The sequence below is a fragment of the Algoriphagus aestuariicola genome (assembly GCF_017254835.1).
GTDB lineage: Bacteria > Bacteroidota > Bacteroidia > Cytophagales > Cyclobacteriaceae > Algoriphagus > Algoriphagus aestuariicola.
In genome coordinates, this window is record NZ_JAFKCW010000004.1 from 75,827 (window position 1) to 92,249 (window position 16,423).

General features: G+C 49.2%; 13 protein-coding genes. 9 read left to right on the forward strand and 4 right to left on the reverse strand.

Annotation, left to right across the window (positions count from 1 at the left end; all coding sequences use genetic code 11):
- Window positions 1-12 precede the first annotated feature (12 nt).
- Entirely contained in the window at window positions 13-1,254 is a 1,242-nt protein-coding gene (locus tag J0A67_RS16585) for a M20/M25/M40 family metallo-hydrolase (RefSeq protein ID WP_206570510.1), read from the forward strand.
- A gap of 118 nt (window positions 1,255-1,372) precedes the next feature.
- Entirely contained in the window at window positions 1,373-1,861 is a 489-nt protein-coding gene (locus tag J0A67_RS16590) for a hypothetical protein (protein ID WP_206570511.1), read from the forward strand.
- Between the two features lie 36 nt (window positions 1,862-1,897).
- On the opposite strand, the gene J0A67_RS16595 is transcribed toward J0A67_RS16590, so the two are convergent.
- On the reverse strand, window positions 1,898-2,932 hold the full coding sequence (locus J0A67_RS16595; RefSeq protein ID WP_206570512.1) for a glycoside hydrolase family 43 protein: 1,035 nt from the start codon (window positions 2,930-2,932) through the stop codon (window positions 1,898-1,900).
- Window positions 2,933-3,104: 172 nt separating this feature from the next.
- Here J0A67_RS16595 and J0A67_RS16600 point away from each other — a divergent pair, with 172 nt between their 5' ends.
- From J0A67_RS16600 to J0A67_RS16620, 5 genes are all read left to right on the forward strand, one after another.
- Entirely contained in the window at window positions 3,105-5,264 is a 2,160-nt protein-coding gene (locus J0A67_RS16600; RefSeq protein ID WP_206570513.1) for a TonB-dependent receptor, read from the forward strand.
- A 10-nt stretch (window positions 5,265-5,274) separates the two neighbouring features.
- On the forward strand, window positions 5,275-5,919 hold the full coding sequence (locus tag J0A67_RS16605) for a hypothetical protein (RefSeq protein WP_206570514.1): 645 nt from the start codon (window positions 5,275-5,277) through the stop codon (window positions 5,917-5,919).
- Between the two features lie 105 nt (window positions 5,920-6,024).
- A complete protein-coding gene (locus J0A67_RS16610; RefSeq protein WP_206570515.1) occupies window positions 6,025-7,101 on the forward strand; it encodes a sensor histidine kinase in 1,077 nt (358 codons plus the stop codon).
- The gene (locus tag J0A67_RS16615; protein WP_206570516.1) at window positions 7,098-7,850 is read left to right on the forward strand and encodes a LytR/AlgR family response regulator transcription factor; all 753 of its coding nucleotides are present in this window, start codon (window positions 7,098-7,100) and stop codon (window positions 7,848-7,850) included. The genes J0A67_RS16610 and J0A67_RS16615 overlap by 4 nt, the downstream gene beginning before the upstream one ends.
- A gap of 71 nt (window positions 7,851-7,921) precedes the next feature.
- Complete coding sequence (locus tag J0A67_RS16620) at window positions 7,922-8,731, forward strand: DUF4349 domain-containing protein (RefSeq protein WP_206570517.1); 810 nt, start codon at window positions 7,922-7,924, stop codon at window positions 8,729-8,731.
- An 81-nt stretch (window positions 8,732-8,812) separates the two neighbouring features.
- On the opposite strand, the gene J0A67_RS16625 is transcribed toward J0A67_RS16620, so the two are convergent.
- On the reverse strand, window positions 8,813-9,712 hold the full coding sequence (locus J0A67_RS16625) for a sugar phosphate isomerase/epimerase family protein (protein ID WP_206570518.1): 900 nt from the start codon (window positions 9,710-9,712) through the stop codon (window positions 8,813-8,815).
- Window positions 9,713-9,849: 137 nt separating this feature from the next.
- Between J0A67_RS16625 and J0A67_RS16630 the strand changes: the two genes are divergently transcribed.
- Window positions 9,850-10,752: a cation diffusion facilitator family transporter gene (locus tag J0A67_RS16630; RefSeq protein ID WP_206570519.1), complete on the forward strand. Its 903-nt coding sequence runs from the start codon at window positions 9,850-9,852 to the stop codon at window positions 10,750-10,752.
- A 12-nt stretch (window positions 10,753-10,764) separates the two neighbouring features.
- Here J0A67_RS16630 and J0A67_RS16635 read toward each other — a convergent pair whose 3' ends face one another.
- Window positions 10,765-11,223, reverse strand: coding sequence for a DUF4251 domain-containing protein (locus J0A67_RS16635; RefSeq protein WP_206570520.1), 459 nt, complete (start codon window positions 11,221-11,223; stop codon window positions 10,765-10,767).
- A gap of 223 nt (window positions 11,224-11,446) precedes the next feature.
- Between J0A67_RS16635 and J0A67_RS16640 the strand changes: the two genes are divergently transcribed.
- Window positions 11,447-12,568: a hypothetical protein gene (locus J0A67_RS16640; RefSeq protein WP_206570521.1), complete on the forward strand. Its 1,122-nt coding sequence runs from the start codon at window positions 11,447-11,449 to the stop codon at window positions 12,566-12,568.
- Between the two features lie 88 nt (window positions 12,569-12,656).
- Here J0A67_RS16640 and J0A67_RS16645 read toward each other — a convergent pair whose 3' ends face one another.
- Window positions 12,657-16,286, reverse strand: coding sequence for an amidohydrolase family protein (locus J0A67_RS16645; RefSeq protein WP_206570522.1), 3,630 nt, complete (start codon window positions 16,284-16,286; stop codon window positions 12,657-12,659).
- Between the last annotated feature and the right edge of the window lie 137 nt (window positions 16,287-16,423).

The following is a 16,423-nucleotide window of genomic DNA, read 5'->3' on the forward strand; positions in this document are numbered from 1 at the left end:
TCCAAACTAATAATGAAGACTAACTTAAAATATTATGTAATTCTGGCTGTTGCCGGTGGGCTTTTCTTCAGCTGCGATCCTGCTCCGACGGACGAAACTTTGCTTGCAGGCTTAAAATCTGACGTGACTTATTTGGCGGCTGATGATTTGGGCGGAAGAGCCATCGGCACGGAAGGAGAGCAAAAAGCCTCCGAATATCTGGCGAAAGAATTTGAAAAAATCGGGCTGGAGCCTAAAGGCACGGAAGGCTTTTTCCAACCTTTTACCGTTTCCAAGCCCTCCAATCCGCACGAGGAGGCTGTCATTGGTACCGACGGTGATGGAGTGACAGGCAGAAATGTCGTCGCATTTTTGGACAAAAAGGCTGACAAGACCATCGTGATTGGGGCCCATTTTGACCACCTGGGCATGGGAGGTCAGGGATCGCTTCACCGCGGAGACTCCGCCATCCACAACGGGGCTGATGACAATGCTTCCGGCACCGCAGCTTTATTGGCTTTGGCGAAAATCCTAAAGCACGAAGAGCTCCAAAGCAATGTGTTGTTTATCGCTTTTTCCGGCGAAGAAAACGGCCTTTGGGGCTCTAATTATTTTGTGAAAAACCCAACAGTCGACCTCACCACCGTCAATTTCATGATCAACATGGACATGGTCGGGAGATTGAAAGAAGATAATTCTTTGGCAATTAACGGTGTGGGAACCAGCCCGAGCTTTTCTCCGGTTTTCGACACCATCAATTCCGACAGCCTGAAGCTAGTGACTTCGGAATCTGGCGTGGGACCATCTGACCACACGTCTTTTTACCTTCAGGATCTTCCTGTGTTGCATTTTTTCACTGGGCAGCATGAGGATTATCATAAGCCAAGCGACGATTCTGATCTAATCAATTATGAAGGTTTGGTAAAAGTGGTGAGATACATTTCCAGAGTTGTACTGGCGCTGAATCCAGAGGAAAAATTGGCCTTTACCAAAACCAAAGATTCAAGTGACAATCCAAGATTTACTGTTTCCATGGGTGTAGTTCCAGACTATATGTATGATGGCAAAGGGATGCGAATCGATGGCGTCTCCGAAGACAAGCCCGCACAAACTGCTGGTTTGCTAAAAGGCGATGTGGTTGTCCAGTTGGGTGATTCCACAGTTACTGATATGATGAGCTACATGCGTGCTTTGAGTGTTTTCCAAAAAGGTGATTCCACCAAGGTCACCGTGGAAAGAGCTGGACAAAAAATCGACGCAACGATTAAGTTTTAAACTTTGAATTCGAAAGGCTAAGCCAAAATGCCTCGAAGAAATTCGGGGCATTTTTGTTTGTAGCGGAAAGTTGACTTTCCCCGTTTCGATACTATCTATTGACCAAAATGCCTTTGGCATGAAAAGAAACTTTTACTTCTTAGTTTTCGCAGTTTTTTTAATTACTTCCTGCAAGGATGACGAAGCTCCTCGGAGCTTTTTGAACGGAACCTATGAGAGAACCGGCATCATTTCCGAAACAGGAATTTACTATGTGCTCCAGTACATCTTTACCGTTGACGGTACTTTTGAGCGGATTACCCTAGTGAGGCAAGATGGGCTACTGCTCGGCTATAACTACTACGCCAAGGGCACCTTTAAGCTGCGGGGCGAAGAATTTACACTACTGCATGTGCAGATGGCTGGCCTGAATTATGAGGATTATCCTGAGGGCTATGTGGAAAGTTTGGATTTGCTGGAGGACTACAGCATCGAGCCAATGGAGTCAAAAGGTACTTTGAGGCAAATTGACAGGGGCGAAAAGATAGCTATTTTGATGGAATGCAACGACGTGATCGGCTATTCTTCCATGTGCATTGGAGAACAGGTTTTTGAAAAAGTTGACTAGCAAAAAGGCCTCTGAGATATCTCAGAGGCCTTTCTACTATTTGATCGGATTAGCAGCGACCCCTTCAAAAGTCATCTTGATCGGCTTGATTGTTCCGTCTTCGTTGAATTCCATCATGTCGATGCAGGTCACCCTATGGTCTCTTCCCTCATTGGGGATTGGACGACGGTGATAGACCATGTACCATTCGTCGGAACCGGGCTTTTGGATGACAGAGTTGTGTCCTGCGCCGGTGGCGATGGTGGTGTCAGCTTCGAGAATGGTGCCGATTCTGCGGTAAGGGCCAGTTGCTTTGTCCGCCATGGCATAAGCCACCTTATAGCTGTCGTTAGTCCAGCCACCCTCAGACCACATGAGGTAGTAGACGCCATTTCTTAAAAACATAAAAGGGCCCTCTACATAGCCCTCAGGCGTGATTTCGTGGAAAAGCTCCCCGTCTTCCCAAGGTTCAAAGCCGGTGAAATCTGTATTTAACTTGCCGATGTTGCAATGGCTCCAGCCTCCGTAGAAAAAGTAGTGCGTGCCATCGGTGTCTTTAAAGACAAACTGGTCGATAGGTTGGGCGCCGTTGTGGAAATCTGAAAGCAGCGGCTTGCTAAGGTAGTCTCGAAACGGACCCCCTGGACTGTCCGCCACCGCCACTCCGATGCCACCAAAATGGTTGATATCATTGTTGGGGTCATAGCCTGGACGCTCGGGCGTGAGCGGATCGTTGGCCGCGAAAAAGAGGTAATACTTGCCGTCTTTTTCGATGGCGGCCGGAGCCCACATGGCTTGTTTAGCCCACTTGACCGCTGAAGAGTCCAGGATGCGTTCGTGCTTTTCCCAAGTCACGAGGTCTTTGGAGGAAAAAGCATCGAAATGCATCTGCTCCTCAAAGGCTGCCGAAAAGGTAGGGTAGACCCAATATTCTTCTCCAAAGACTACCCCCTCAGGGTCGGCATACCAGCCATCGAAGATGGGATTGCCGGAGGGCTTTTTCTCAACGATTTCAGTATTTTCTTCTTTTTGCGGAGAGGAGCAAGCAAAGCTGACAAGGGTGACGGCAAGTAAAAGTTGGTTGATCTTCATGTTGAAATATTCGATGAGAGGTAAAAATGGCAATTTTTGCCCCAAATTTCCCAACTACTCTCCCACTTCAGTCGAATTTCGCTGCAATTCAGTCCCACTTTTTGACACTTCAGTCACCTTTGGTTTTTTACCTCGGCTGGACTGCGCAGTTTTGGTTCAAATACGAATCGAAATGAAGATCCGCCTGATACTTTTCTTCTACTTTTTCCTCAGCCAAACCCTGGTCTTCGCTCAGACGATTGTTTCCGGTACAGTCTTAGACGAAAAGTCCAAACCTCTCCCAGGCGTGAACATCTTCATCAAAGGGAGTTTTGACGGAGCCAGTAGCGATGCAGAAGGAGAATTCACCTTCGAAACCGGCGAATCTGGCGAGCAAATTCTCGTCTGCACCATGATGGGTTTTGAATCGCAGGAGATTTCAGTTCAACTGTCAGGAGCCCAACTGAGGCTGCAAAGCCTAATACTTCGAGAAGAATTCAACGAGCTCAACGCCGTGACCATCTCCGCGGGGGCCATGGAAGCTTCCGATGAAAAAAAGTCGGTCATCCTTCGACCTTTGGACATCGTGACCACTCCATCCGCCAACGGGGACATCATCGGTGCGTTCCAGACTCTGCCTGGTACCAGTACCGTGGGAAATGACGGACGACTCTTCGTACGTGGAGGCGATGCCAGCGAAGTGGGGATCTACATCGACGGGCTGAAAGTCGCCAATTCATACGGCACTACCGCCGCCAATGTCCCAACCCGCAACCGATTCAACCCCAACCTCTTCAAAGGAACTTTCTTTTCCACCGGCGGCTATTCGGCTGAATATGGTCAAGCGCTTTCTTCTGCACTTGCAATGAATACCAAAGATGTCGCAGCTCGCAGTCAAGGAGATCTTTCGGTGCTTTCCGTAGGCGCAGGCTACTCTCATACCCTGGCAAACGACAAACAGAGTATATCGCTAAGCGGAAACATCCTCGATTTGACACCTTATCAAGCCTTGGTCAAACAAAACTTCGAGTGGGAGCGAGCACCTCACGGTTGGGATCTTGAGCTTGCGGCGCAAAGCAAACTGAGCAAAGGGGGAATGCTGAAGGTGCTTGCCCGTACCGAAGCGGGAGGGATGGAAGTTTGGCAGGCGCTACCGGGAATCGATGGAAAGGGAGTACTGGTCAACCTGAAGAATCGCTACTCCTATGCCCAGACCAACTGGAGAAAGGCTTATGACAAGGGCTGGACGCTGTTTGCGGGAGCATCCTTTTCCCACAATAAAGATCAGATCCGCTACGACTCGGCGGAGATCGATCGGAGCAATGACCTCAGCCACTTGAAATTGACCGCAGTCAAGGACTTTTCCGGGCGGGTTTCGGCCAAAAACGGGGCGGAGCTTTTTGTCCATTCCTATGCGGAAAATTTGGTGAGATCTCAACTCAGTCGGAGTTTTGAGGACCAAGAGACGTATCTCTTCACCGAGTGGGATTGGTACCTGAGCCGAAAGTTTGTCCTGCGTGGAGGCTTGCGAACCGGCTATTCTTCCTTGGCGGAAAAAGGCTGGCTTGACCCACGGGCATCGCTGGCCTATCAAGTTTCGGAAAACGGCACCTTGTCATTGGCCGCCGGACGATTCCATCAGTTGCCTGTGGATAACTTTCGGGTTTTGAATCCTAACCTACAGAATTCCCAGGCTAAGCATCTGATTTTAAACTATCTACTTCAGAAGGATGGGCTTACTTTTCGTGCCGAAACCTTCTACAAGTCCTATGACAAACTGGTCGTTTTCCAAGGAAATCCACAAAGCCCCAGCCTACTGCAAAACGGAGGAGAAGGCTATGCGCAGGGATTTGACGTCTTCTTCCGTGACCGAAAGAGCCTTAAAAATACCGACTATTGGATCACCTACAGTTTTGTGGACAGCAAGCGTAGCTACAATCAATACCAGGCCCAAGTGCGGCCGGATTTTGCTCCAAAGCATAATTTTTCGGTCGTGGTGAAGCATTTTGTATCCTCGCTGAAGTCGCAGATCGGAGCCTCCTTTTCCTTCAATGACGGCTATGCCTATACCAATCCAAATCTCCCCGGGGAGATGAACTCTAAGACCGACGCCTACCAAAACCTCAGCCTGAGCTGGAGTTATCTTCCCAAACCCAATCTGATTGTCCATGCGGCTGTCACCAATGTGATGGGTGCTGACAATATCTTCGGCTACACCTATACGGCACGACCAGACGAGACTGGCCAATACGGTTCTCTGCCCATTGAGCAGTCCGCTCCACGCTTCATCGTGGTCGGCGTATTTCTGACACTTTCCAAAGACAAAAACGCAAACATGCTAAACAACCTCTAATTCTTCTACTATGAAAAAGTTATCCACAACCCTCGCCTTGGCAATAACCTTTGTTTTCTCCGCTTTTTGCGTCGATCCGGCTTATGAAAATGCCATGAAAAAACAGGTAGCTGCCATGAAAACCATCCGTACGCTGGAGGAATGCCAAGCGGTGACCAATGCCTTTCTTAGAATCGCTGAGGCAAAGCCCGAAGAGTGGCTCCCTCTCTACTATGCCGCCTATCTTCAAACGACGGCGGTTTTCCGCTTCGATGTCAACAAAGACCAATACCTAGACCAAGCGATGGAACTGGTAGAAAAGGCCGAGAAAGTCGCTGTGGATAACTCAGAAGTCACCGCTATGAAAGGCTATGTCTTGATGGGTAAAATCTCCATCGATCCTGCTTCCCGGGGCCAAAGCCTGAGCCCCCAGGTGATGCAGTTGTATGGAAAGGCGATCAATCTGGACCGGGAAAATCCCCGAGCCCTGATGCTTATGGCACAGATGGAACAGGGAATGGCTCAGTTTTTTGGTCAGGGACCGGAGAAGGCTTGTGGATTGGCTAGAAACGCCCTCGATCTCTATGCCAAGGAAGAGGCCAAAGTGAGCGGAGACTATATTCTCCCTACTTGGGGCAAAGGGCAGGCGGAGCAGGTGGCAGACGCATGCAAATAATAGATTTATGTTGATTGCTAAACCAACTCCAGTCTCCGGCATGGGTCGGAGACTGGCTTTTGCCTTCTGATTGATTTGGATAACCCTTTTTGACTATCTTCCGAAATGACACCAACCGCTGACGGGGCAGGCTGCAGAAGCCGGAGCAATTTCTGGTACGATACCAGAAAGTTCATCTTAATCAACTTGGGAATTGCTTTTTCCATTCAAGTGGTATTCTGTGCCACTTGTTTCTTTTCGTTGGAGGGAATCAAGAATATGATTCCTGACTTTATTTTTTCCTTCTTCGTCTCGGTTGTGCTTAGCTGGGGAGGCAGTCGTGTTGAGCATTTTCTTGATCCTCGAGTATCTTGGATCCATACTCCTGTAAAGCGGCTTTTGTTGACCACCATCCTCTATCTCGCCTATGCCTTTATCGGGTGTTTTCTCATCGTTTTTTCCTATTCATGGATAGTAAACAAATTTCCCCTAACGCAGATTCCTTGGATGCACATTCTGCGCTTCAGTTTGATGCCGATGTATATCGCTTTGGCATTCATGGCAATTTTCACCACCCGTTCTTGGCTGCTGGAGTGGAGAAAATCTGCAATAGAAGCCGAACAGCTTCGCTCCGAGATGCTTGCCAGCCAAAACCAAAGCCTCAAAGACCAGCTCAATCCGCACTTTCTCTTCAACTCACTCAATACGCTTTCCAATCTGGTCTATGAGGATGCTGACCGCTCAGCGGCCTTTATCCAAAAGCTTTCCCGGATCTACCGCTATGTACTGGAGGTGCAGCAAGAGGAGCTCGTGCCCCTAGCTAGCGAACTCGACTTTGCCCGCAATTTTCTGGAGCTTCACAAAATACGTTTTGGGGAAAACCTGAACTTCAGCATCAAGGTCCCGGATGGCCAAGGTCTTTTCTTGCCTCCGCTTTCTCTGCAGTTATTGCTCGAAAATGCCATTAAACATAACATCGCCTCAAACGAAAATCCGCTCTTCATCCAAATAATCCAAAAGGGGCAAGAGCTGTGGATAAGTAACACGCTCCAACCCAAAACCAGCCAAAGTGAGCCCTCGACGGGAATCGGACTGAACAATATCCAATCCCGCTACCTGCTTCTGAGCAAGGCGCAGCCTGAGGTGATTCGAGCCGAGCATGAGTATCTGGTCAAACTGCCCCTACTGACTATACAGCAATGAAGATACTGATCATCGAAGACGAAAAGCCTGCAGCTGCCCGTTTGGAAAGGCTACTGGCAGGCCTTTTTCCGGAGGCGGAATTCGGGGAAAATATCGATACCGTTACCATGGCCGTCCGTTGGTTTGGGGAAAACACAGCTCCAGATCTTATTTTTTGCGATATACAGCTTGCTGATGGGATTAGTTTTGAGATTTTCGATAAGGTAAAAGTAGCTGCGCCCGTGATCTTCACCACAGCCTTCGACCAATACGCAATCCGGGCTTTTCAGGTGAATGCCATCGACTATCTGCTGAAGCCCATCGATCCCGTCGAGCTCTCGAGAGCTGTGGATAAGTTCAAGTCCCGACAGGTAAAACCCGTGTTGGATTTGGAACTATTGAAAGGGCTGCTCCAGCCGGAGAAGAAAGTGTTCAAAACCCGGTTTTTAGTCCGTTATGGTGAGAAGATCCAAAGCGTCGCAGTTGAGGATGTCGCTTTCTTTTTTAGCGAAGAGCGGGTGAGCTTTTTACAAACCGTTGCTGGGAAAAAGTATGTTTTGGACGCCACACTGGAGCAGGTGGAAAGCCAGGTAGACCCTACACACTTTTTCCGTCTCAACCGAAAATACCTGGCCAAGGTCGATGCAGTCGAAGAAGTCTTGACCTACTCCAATAGCCGTCTGAAGGTCAAGCTCAGCAATTGCGCAGACCAGGACATCCTAATCAGCCGCGAGAAGGTAGGTGATCTAAAGGAGTGGCTGGATCAGTGACCTGTTAAATTTTGTGTCCACCTCGTCCGAAATCCCCGTTTTTGGCGTTTTATTTTTTCTAGATTCCGGCTATGAAACTCCTTTTGCTTAAGCTACCCGTTCTTTTCGGATTTATTGTAGCTGCGTGCAGTACGCAAACCAGCCCTGATTTAGCTGTGGAAACGGCTGCTTCTTTTGCAGAGGTGGCAGATGCGCCCCCGTCAGGCCAGTCTGGTGAAGATGTGCCGCTTGCGGAGCGGAAGGTAATCAGGGAAGGGGAGATTTATTTTGAGTGCAGCGATATCCAGGAGACGAGTACTTTTCTCCGAAATGAGGTGTCCGCGTCCAAAGGCTATATCTCAAACGAGTCATCCAACAGCTACGGGGAGCGAACCGAAAGGCGCATGAGCTTGCGTATTCCCTCCGATCAGCTAGATGGGCTGCTGCAAAAGATCCAGTCTCACGCAGTCCATATCGAGAATATGAACATCCGGAGTGAGGATGTGACGGAGCAGTACATCGATGTGGAAGCCCGGCTGAAGACCAAAAAAGAGCTGGAAACCCGGTACATGGAGCTGCTGAAGCAGGCCCGCAACGTGGAGGAGATCCTTGGCCTGGAGCGTGAGCTTGCCAATGTGCGAGGGGAAATCGAATCCATGCAGGGACGGCTTAACTACCTGGGAGATCGGGTGGCGCTCAGTACGCTCACCGTTTCGTTTTATGTGGAGGGAGCTAGGGAGTTTGGCTTTTTGAAAAAAGCAACCGAGGGAATCGGAGCCGGCTGGGAAAATCTGCTGTGGTTTGTGGTGTTTCTGATCAATCTCTGGCCCTTTGTGCTCTTTTTTGGGGTCTTGCTTTTTTGGCTTTTGAGGAGGAAAAAGACCCCTCCTCCAATGAGATAGATTTTGTCGTTGATATTTTGACCAGCCGGAAAAATGCCAAACCCTCCAAGAGTTTCAAACCCTTGGAGGTTTGTGAGCGTCCTATGTAAACAAGTCGATCAGGTTCTTTTTGAAATATTCGGCGCTGTCCTTCACACTTTGCAGGGGATTTTGGGCAAAGTTTCCTCCTTGCTCTATGTAGTAATATTTCATGCCCGAGAGAGAAGCATCCGGCAAGATCTTGGTGTAGTCGATTGAGCCGTTTCCCATCTCCGTGTAGTCCCTGCTGACCTTGTGCATGTCTTTGATATGCCACATGACGAAGCGGCCAGGAGCTTTCAGAAAAAGGTCATGAGCCGAGAGGGGTGAGCTGTGCGCCACCCAATAGAGATCGACCTGGAGTTTGACCAAATCAGGATCGGTATTATTCAGGATGATGTCATAGCCATTTTCGCCGTTGTGGTCGATAAATTCAAAGTCGTGATTATGGTAGGCGAAGCCCAAATTGGCTTGGGATACCCGTTCGCCGATTGCATTCAGCTTGTCAGTCAGCAGTTTGAACTTTTCGATAGATCGCGATTCTGGATCCAGCCAGGGCCAAGTGATATACTTTTGACCCAAAGCATGCGCCCCTAAGATGCACTGGTCGGTATAGCGCATGAGCTCATCGTTAGAGCCATTGAAATGTTTGATAAAATCATAGTGGCCGCTGGTACTCGTGAGGGAGTTGTCCTCCAGTACTTTTTTGAAATCAGCTGCTGGCATTCCGTAAAACCTGTTTGCAGGGCCATCATAACCATAGATTTCCGTATCCTGGTAGCCAAATCCGGCGACGGCTTGGAGTGTCTTTTTCGGATCTTCCGCCATCGGCTGCCTGATGGTAAAAAGCTGAAGGCCCATTTTGTAGGTATTTGCTTTTGAAAAATCAAAGCCGGAAAGTCCAAGGCTGGCAAGGGAAAAGGCAAAGCCGGTTTGCTTGATGAAATCGCGTCGGGAAGACATAAGGAGGAGGTTAGGTTTGGGTCAAATTTGATGGTTGGTAGGAAGTGTTCTAAATATACGATTGCAAAGGAAATTAGTCGTAATGGAAGAGGGGCGGATGATTCTTCACTTTTCAAAAAGCCTTTATCTTTAGTAAAATGTCACATGAACACCACCATCACCACGAATCCGGGAAAAACCTGAAGACAGCTTTTTTCCTGAATCTTGCTTTTACGCTCATCGAGCTGGTCGGAGGATGGTATGTCAATAGCGTCTCGATCGTGTCGGATGCGGTGCATGATTTTGGGGACTCGCTTTCCCTGGGGACTTCCTGGTATCTGGATAATCTTTCGAAAAAGAAGGCGACTGATTCCTACTCATTTGGCTATCGTCGGTTTTCCCTACTTGGAGCAGTGATCAATGCGATTGTGTTAATCTTGGGTTCGGTCTTTGTGATACGAGAAGCTATCCTGCGACTCATGAGCCCAGAAGAGTCCGACGCGCAGGGTATGCTCTATTTTGCGCTCTTGGGAGTATCGGTCAACGGGTATGCTGCCTGGAAACTCAGTAAGGGGAAAACCCTCAACGAGCGCGTGATCTCCTGGCACTTAATCGAAGACGTGCTGGGTTGGGTGGCTGTTTTGATTGTGTCGGTCGTGCTGCTTTACTACCCCAATCCCTACCTTGATCCGGGCCTATCGCTGCTGATATCGGTTTACATCCTCTGGAATGTGGCCAAAAGACTCCAGGAGACCATCTTTCTTTTTCTTCAGGGCCAGCCAGCAGACGTGGATAAGTCAGGCATTGAAGCCGAAATCCGCCAAATCCCATATGTAGAATCCACCCATCACACGCACATTTGGTCTCTCGATGGGGAGCACCACGTCTTCACCACCCATGTGAAGCTCAAGCCCATTTCTTCTTTGGATGATTTGCTTGCGGTGAAAAACCAACTCAAGCGCATCATGAAGAAGCACCCTTTTGAACATTACACCATCGAAACGGAAATCGATCGGGAAGACTGCGTTCTGCTCAAGGGAGGGCAACACTCACCGCACTGACATGAAAATATTTCACTTGATAAAGCCGGTGTAGGACATCGGATCCTTGCTGTTGCTGGTAATCCTGAGAGAGGCATTTCCGGAAGTTTGGATCGTGAGAAATATCGACCGGACGTCGTTGGACTCCTTGGGTTCGATCGTAATATCCCAGCCCCCTTTTTTTCGGGGTTTTACAGTGTAGTCATATTCAGAAAAGTCGAATTTTAGCCCAATGTCGGTACTACCCGGAGTACCTTGATATGACCTGCCAAAGAAGGGTAGGTTTCCAGATACCTTTTCTCGACTTACTTCCAGTGTGTAGCCGGGGTCTAGCTGGATCATCCTTCCCCGCATACCCGAAGCTTGCCGCCCTTCAAACACGAAGGTTTTGGTGTCTACGGCTTCCTGCAATTTTTCAGGATCGTTTTGCTGGGCTATGGCTGCTGTGCTCAGCATGAGACAAAAAAGGAGGAGATACGCAAGCTTATTCATATGTCTGCGGAGTTTGATAGAAGCTTTAATTTAGCGAGATTTTATCAAAATTGGATTTCTCGAAAATCATGGACGGCGGATTCCAAAAAGCGCCGAGTGGTCCTAAGTTTTCATCGATTTCCCTGAATTCAAAACTGATTTTCGTCATGATTTTTGGCGGATGCTCAGTATACATTTGGTTTGGACAACATTGTTTATAGCCAACAAAAACTACACAGCGCTTATGAGACACGCACTTCTATTGGGATTTGGTCTTACATTTTTCTTGGGAGCTGCTCATGCTCAGGTCTTTTCCAACCGGGAAGTGGGCGAAAAAAATGAACGGATCATAGACAGTGTCAAAATGGCGGAATATCCCTACGCTTTGCCCATTTTGGGTGATAAGGCGGTGGGCTTGGGATTTGAGCTACCGTATTCGGCGGGTCTGAGCGTGCAATATTTTTGGCAGGAATCCGATCTGATAATCGAGAACATGTCCATAGGCTTCAATGGGAGCCAGATGGTAAATGTAGACGAGATTGTTCGCTTTGATGTTGCCCGGGCCAAGGCTAGCTCCCTGACCGTTAGGCCTGACGTGTGGTTGTTTCCCTTTCTCAACGTGTATGGGATTTTGGGAAAATCCCAAGCTTCTACGGAGGTTGGATTTGGAGTCTATCTGCCAGATGGAGAAAATGATTTCAGCGAGGTACTATCGGCCAGCACCTTGGTGGAGTTCAACGCGACCAGTTTCGGGCTTGGTATGACGCCCACGGTTGGTGTTGCGGGCGGGTTTATCGCCTTGGATATGAATGTGGCCTGGACAGATGTGCCCCAATTGAACAAACCCGCAAAGACCTTTGTCTTTGGACCCAGGTTTGGGAAGCGGTTTGATCTGAAGAAACCTGAGCAGAATATCGCGGTTTGGGTGGGAGGCTTTCGCGTGAAGCTCAATTCTGAGACGGTTGGTTCCATTGCACTCGACGAAGTCTTTGATACTTCAGCTTGGGGATCTCGGGTGGACGAGGGGATCGAAAAGGTGGAAAACGCCCAAACTAGCGTAGACGACTGGTGGAACGGTCTGAGCCAAGCGCAACAAAACAACCCGATAAACAAAGCCAAGTACAACAAGGCAAACCAGATATTGGGCACGGCGAGTGAGTTTTTGGTTGCGGCCGACGGAGCCCTAAGCAATGTCGCCAATTCCACGGTCCAATATTCTATGGACAAACGTCCAGCTGACATGTGGAACTTTATCGTGGGAAGCCAGTTTCAGATCAACAAGCACCTAATGCTCCGGGCTGAATATGGTTTTTTGAGTTCTAGGGTTCAATTTATCGGTGGTTTGCAGTATAGGTTTGGCCTATAGTCTTCCCTTGGGGGAAAGGAGGTACGCGCAGCATAAAAAGAGAGGCTGTCCGATAAGGGCAGCCTCTATAAATTTAAGAAGGGAATGACTAGTCCACTACGGCAGTGTTCACTGTCGGTGCCTCTTTAGTCCAAGAGCTCACGTCGAGTTTTCGCGGAGTGGGCAAGACCTCATCCAAGGTATTTCCGTCATATACTCGGCCATTTTTCACCACATGGGTGATGGTGTTTGTGTTTCGGATGTTTTCCAGAGGGTTTTTGTCCATGATTACGAGATCGGCTAGCTTTCCTACTTCGATGCTGCCTAGATCCTGATCCAAGCCCAAAGCTTCGGCACCGAGGATGGTCGCTGTCTTCATAGCATCGAGGTTACTCATTCCTCCGCTCGCGACAGACCAAAGTTCCCAATGGTAGCCCAAGCCCTGCAACTGACCGTGGGAACCAATGCCGGCAAGGCCACCCTGAGATACTACCGAGTTGACGCCTTTTGCATGTTTCTGGAAGACGTGGTCTTCCGGGGCAAACCAGCCGCCTAGGCTTCCTACACGCCGTCTGGCTTTAGAGTTCATCTCGTTGTAGGGAGTGAAGCGATTCAGTTTAGGATCGTGGAGCGGGCTTTCGGTAGTATAGTAGAAATTCTCCGCCCACGGACCTCCATAGGCCACCAAAAGAGTCGGCGTATAGGCCATCTTGCTCTCTGCGAGGGTCTGCGTCACATCGCTATAAAGAGGATAAATTGGAATGGCATGCTCATGCCCAGGATAGCCATCAAACAGCTGGGTCATATTTAACTTAAAATCCAAACCGCCCTCAGTCGTAGGCATCAGCTTTTGTTCATTGGCAGCCATGATCACCCATTGGCGGTGTTGGCGATTGCCTACCAGGTACATTTTGATGTATTGGGTGTTGTAATACTTGCTGTACTGCTTGAGGACATTCTTGGTCTGGTCCAGGGACTTCATGTTGTACATCCAGTATCCGACACCTGGCCCAGTCGAGTAGACGCGCGGACCAGGCACCACGCCCGCTTCTACCATATCTCCATAGGTGAGGACATCAGTGGTAGCGGTTTGGGGATCTCGGGTTGTAGTCACGCCATAGGCGAGATTTGCAGCGTAGATCCACACGGTGTTCTTGTGCAGCCCCCAGGTCGGCCACATGTGAGCATGGGTATCGACAAAGCCCGGCGTGATCGTTTTTCCGGAAGCATCGATGACTTTTGCGTTTCCAGCGTTCAGGGACCCGGTGGGACCGACAGCCTTGATACGGTTGTTTTCAATGAGTATATCTCCGTTTTCGATAACCTCGGCTCCCTTCATGGTGACGATTCTAGCATTTTTCAGGAGTATGCTGCCGTTCGGGATGTCCTTGGCAAAATACACCTTGACCTGTTTTTCGTCGGGCTTGTAGGTTTCCTTTTCTTTGAGCTGAGCCTTGTAAACGCTATCCGCCTTGAATTTTTCTTTGTCGGCTTTGAAGAGTGAGTCGATTCGCTTCTTGTCTGCTTTGGCCAAGGAGTCCGCAAGTTTTACCGCATCCTCACCCTTGGCTTTCAGGCTGGCCACACTGTCCGCATCGGCGAGGGTCTTGGCTTTTTTGACTGCCTTCACAGAATCTTCTACAAACTGCGCTCGGTCAATGTCGTAAACCCAATGGCCATTTCCCAGTGACCAGTGTACCTTTTTACCATCAGCCTCCCATGCGGGCCATTCCCCACCGATCTCGGTCAGTTGACGTGAAGGGAAATTGCTGCTTGAGGGATCTGCAACATTGATGGTTGGAACCTTGCCGGCCGTGGGGATAGTCACCACGTAAACGTTGTTGTTGACTTGTGCCAACGCCTTATTCCCGACCGGTGCCATATAAATGGTGCTGGCGCTGGCAGGCATCATTTGCGGCTCGCGGGAGTTGGAGCCATCCGGAAGCATGCAATAGTTGACTGCGTCAGCATTTGAAATAGGCTTGCCCATCACGTAGCGTACGGTGGAGGCCTCTTCCAAGCTGGCATGCTCGTGGTCCGAATGGGGATCGGCAGCAGAGCCAAAGGGCGTAATGCCCGTGATTTTGGCGTAGACTTTTTCATCAGTTCCATCCCACTTCACGCTGAGAAGTGCTCCGCCTGGACCGTTTAGGAATATTCTGGAAGTGTCTTGGGTGAAGTGCGGATTTCCATAGTTCCCCGCGTCCATGATTTTTCTAAATGATCCGCCCGATGCTGGTATCCAGGCCAATATCGCCTCTGCCCCACTTATTCCAGGCCCTTCTGACTCCTGTAGCAAACGATTAGATCCCTTATAAACCACGATTTTATTGTTGGGACCCCAGATTGGAGAATAGTATAGGGAGGATTCTGTGGTCAATCGGGTGACCGACCCCCGACCTGCAAGAGATGCCTTGTAGAGATGTCCCCCGTTTTTTTCCTCCCAACTCGTAAATATCAACTGGGTACCATCTGGACTCCAAGATGGCATGGCTTCTGTAAATTCATTCGTTGTGACACGCTTCGGAGTTCCGTCTGGATAATCCATCACATAGAGCCTATTAAGAGCCGTAAAGGCAAGTTTTTTTCCGTCTGGCGAAGGGACGGCATCCCGGATTTGCGTTGCAAGCTTTGCTGTGGTGTCTTTGATTTCGTAGTTGAAATAAAGCCGCGGGCCCATTGCCAGCTTGACGTCAGCTTCAAACGGTATCTCCACGGCGCCGGTGCCATCAACTGAAAGCTTCCAGATTTTTCCACCGTAGGAAGCGATAATGTTTTTGCTGTCTGGAGTGAAGGCCATGGCCGGAAGTACCCCCTGCGGTGCAATTGATTCCTGTTCGTCACGCTGGACAGGGTAGGCTAGCCATTTTTCGTCACCTGTCTTGAGATTTCTGAGGACCAGGCCAGTCTTGTCTTCCCAGCGGGTGCCGTACACCAGCCATTGACCGTCTTTGCTCAGCGTCGGCGTGAAGGCAGAACCATATCTGGAGGTAATGGTGCTCAACTCTCCTTTTTCAAAGTCATAAGTGCCAATTTGGTACTGAGGTAAAAGCGCATTGTAGTTCCAAGACCCGAACCTTTGGGAGAAATAGATTTTTTTGCCGTCGGGACTTACGAATGGGTCGATGGTCTTCATCGAGGTTGGATTTTCGTTCAGCTGGATTCCCCCACCTCCATCTTTGTGATACATCCATAGTTTTGAGATTCTGCGGCCCTTCGAGACGATGATGTATTCTCCGTCCGGGGTCCAGTGAGCTCCAGGAACATCACCGTTTTTGTCCTTGGTGATTTGGACCGTGTCCTTTTTGACCTGGTCGATATACCATAAGTTATCGCTGCCTGCTCTGTCGGAGGTAAACAGGATTTTGTCTCCGTCGGGAGAAAATCTTGGATGGGTTTCGTAGGCGATTCCGGTTGTGATTGGTGTCGCTTTACCTCCTTCGATGGGAAGGGTGTAGATGTCACCCATGAGGTCAAAGGCTATCGTTTTGCCATCGGGACTCACATCAACACTCATCCAAGTGCCTTCTTTTGCGGTGAATTTTACTTCGCGCTCCGGTTTCAGGGGAAGATCCTTGAATTTGGGGTAGTTCAGGCTGTCTTTTTTCGAGCTATCGGCCTTTGCGTTTGACTCGCGATTGAGGGGGAAAAGCTCTCCTCCTGGTCTGGGAACCAAAGCTGCGAAACTGACCGAAATACCGAGAGCGACTAAAAGCGCGGGTTGGGTAAGTTTTCTCATATGATTTGAATTTGGACGATTAATCTACTGGGAATCTTTGGTTTTTTGCAATACCTCCCAGTCACTGGGTGAAAATCGATCGAATTCGGACGTTTCCCGAAATTATATTCGTTTCAGCGACATTGGGACATGGCTGT

Bases quoted from the DNA above. Each gene is read 5' to 3' on its own strand.
- J0A67_RS16585 (WP_206570510.1), top strand. From the start codon at position 13: ATGAAGACTAACTTAAAATATTATGTAATTCTGGCTGTTGCCGGTGGG.
- J0A67_RS16590 (WP_206570511.1), top strand. From the start codon at position 1,373: ATGAAAAGAAACTTTTACTTCTTAGTTTTCGCAGTTTTTTTAATTACT.
- J0A67_RS16595 (WP_206570512.1), bottom strand. From the start codon at position 2,932: ATGAAGATCAACCAACTTTTACTTGCCGTCACCCTTGTCAGCTTTGCT.
- J0A67_RS16600 (WP_206570513.1), top strand. From the start codon at position 3,105: ATGAAGATCCGCCTGATACTTTTCTTCTACTTTTTCCTCAGCCAAACC.
- J0A67_RS16605 (WP_206570514.1), top strand. From the start codon at position 5,275: ATGAAAAAGTTATCCACAACCCTCGCCTTGGCAATAACCTTTGTTTTC.
- J0A67_RS16610 (WP_206570515.1), top strand. From the start codon at position 6,025: ATGACACCAACCGCTGACGGGGCAGGCTGCAGAAGCCGGAGCAATTTC.
- J0A67_RS16615 (WP_206570516.1), top strand. From the start codon at position 7,098: ATGAAGATACTGATCATCGAAGACGAAAAGCCTGCAGCTGCCCGTTTG.
- J0A67_RS16620 (WP_206570517.1), top strand. From the start codon at position 7,922: ATGAAACTCCTTTTGCTTAAGCTACCCGTTCTTTTCGGATTTATTGTA.
- J0A67_RS16625 (WP_206570518.1), bottom strand. From the start codon at position 9,712: ATGTCTTCCCGACGCGATTTCATCAAGCAAACCGGCTTTGCCTTTTCC.
- J0A67_RS16630 (WP_206570519.1), top strand. From the start codon at position 9,850: ATGTCACATGAACACCACCATCACCACGAATCCGGGAAAAACCTGAAG.
- J0A67_RS16635 (WP_206570520.1), bottom strand. From the start codon at position 11,223: ATGAATAAGCTTGCGTATCTCCTCCTTTTTTGTCTCATGCTGAGCACA.
- J0A67_RS16640 (WP_206570521.1), top strand. From the start codon at position 11,447: ATGAGACACGCACTTCTATTGGGATTTGGTCTTACATTTTTCTTGGGA.
- J0A67_RS16645 (WP_206570522.1), bottom strand. From the start codon at position 16,286: ATGAGAAAACTTACCCAACCCGCGCTTTTAGTCGCTCTCGGTATTTCG.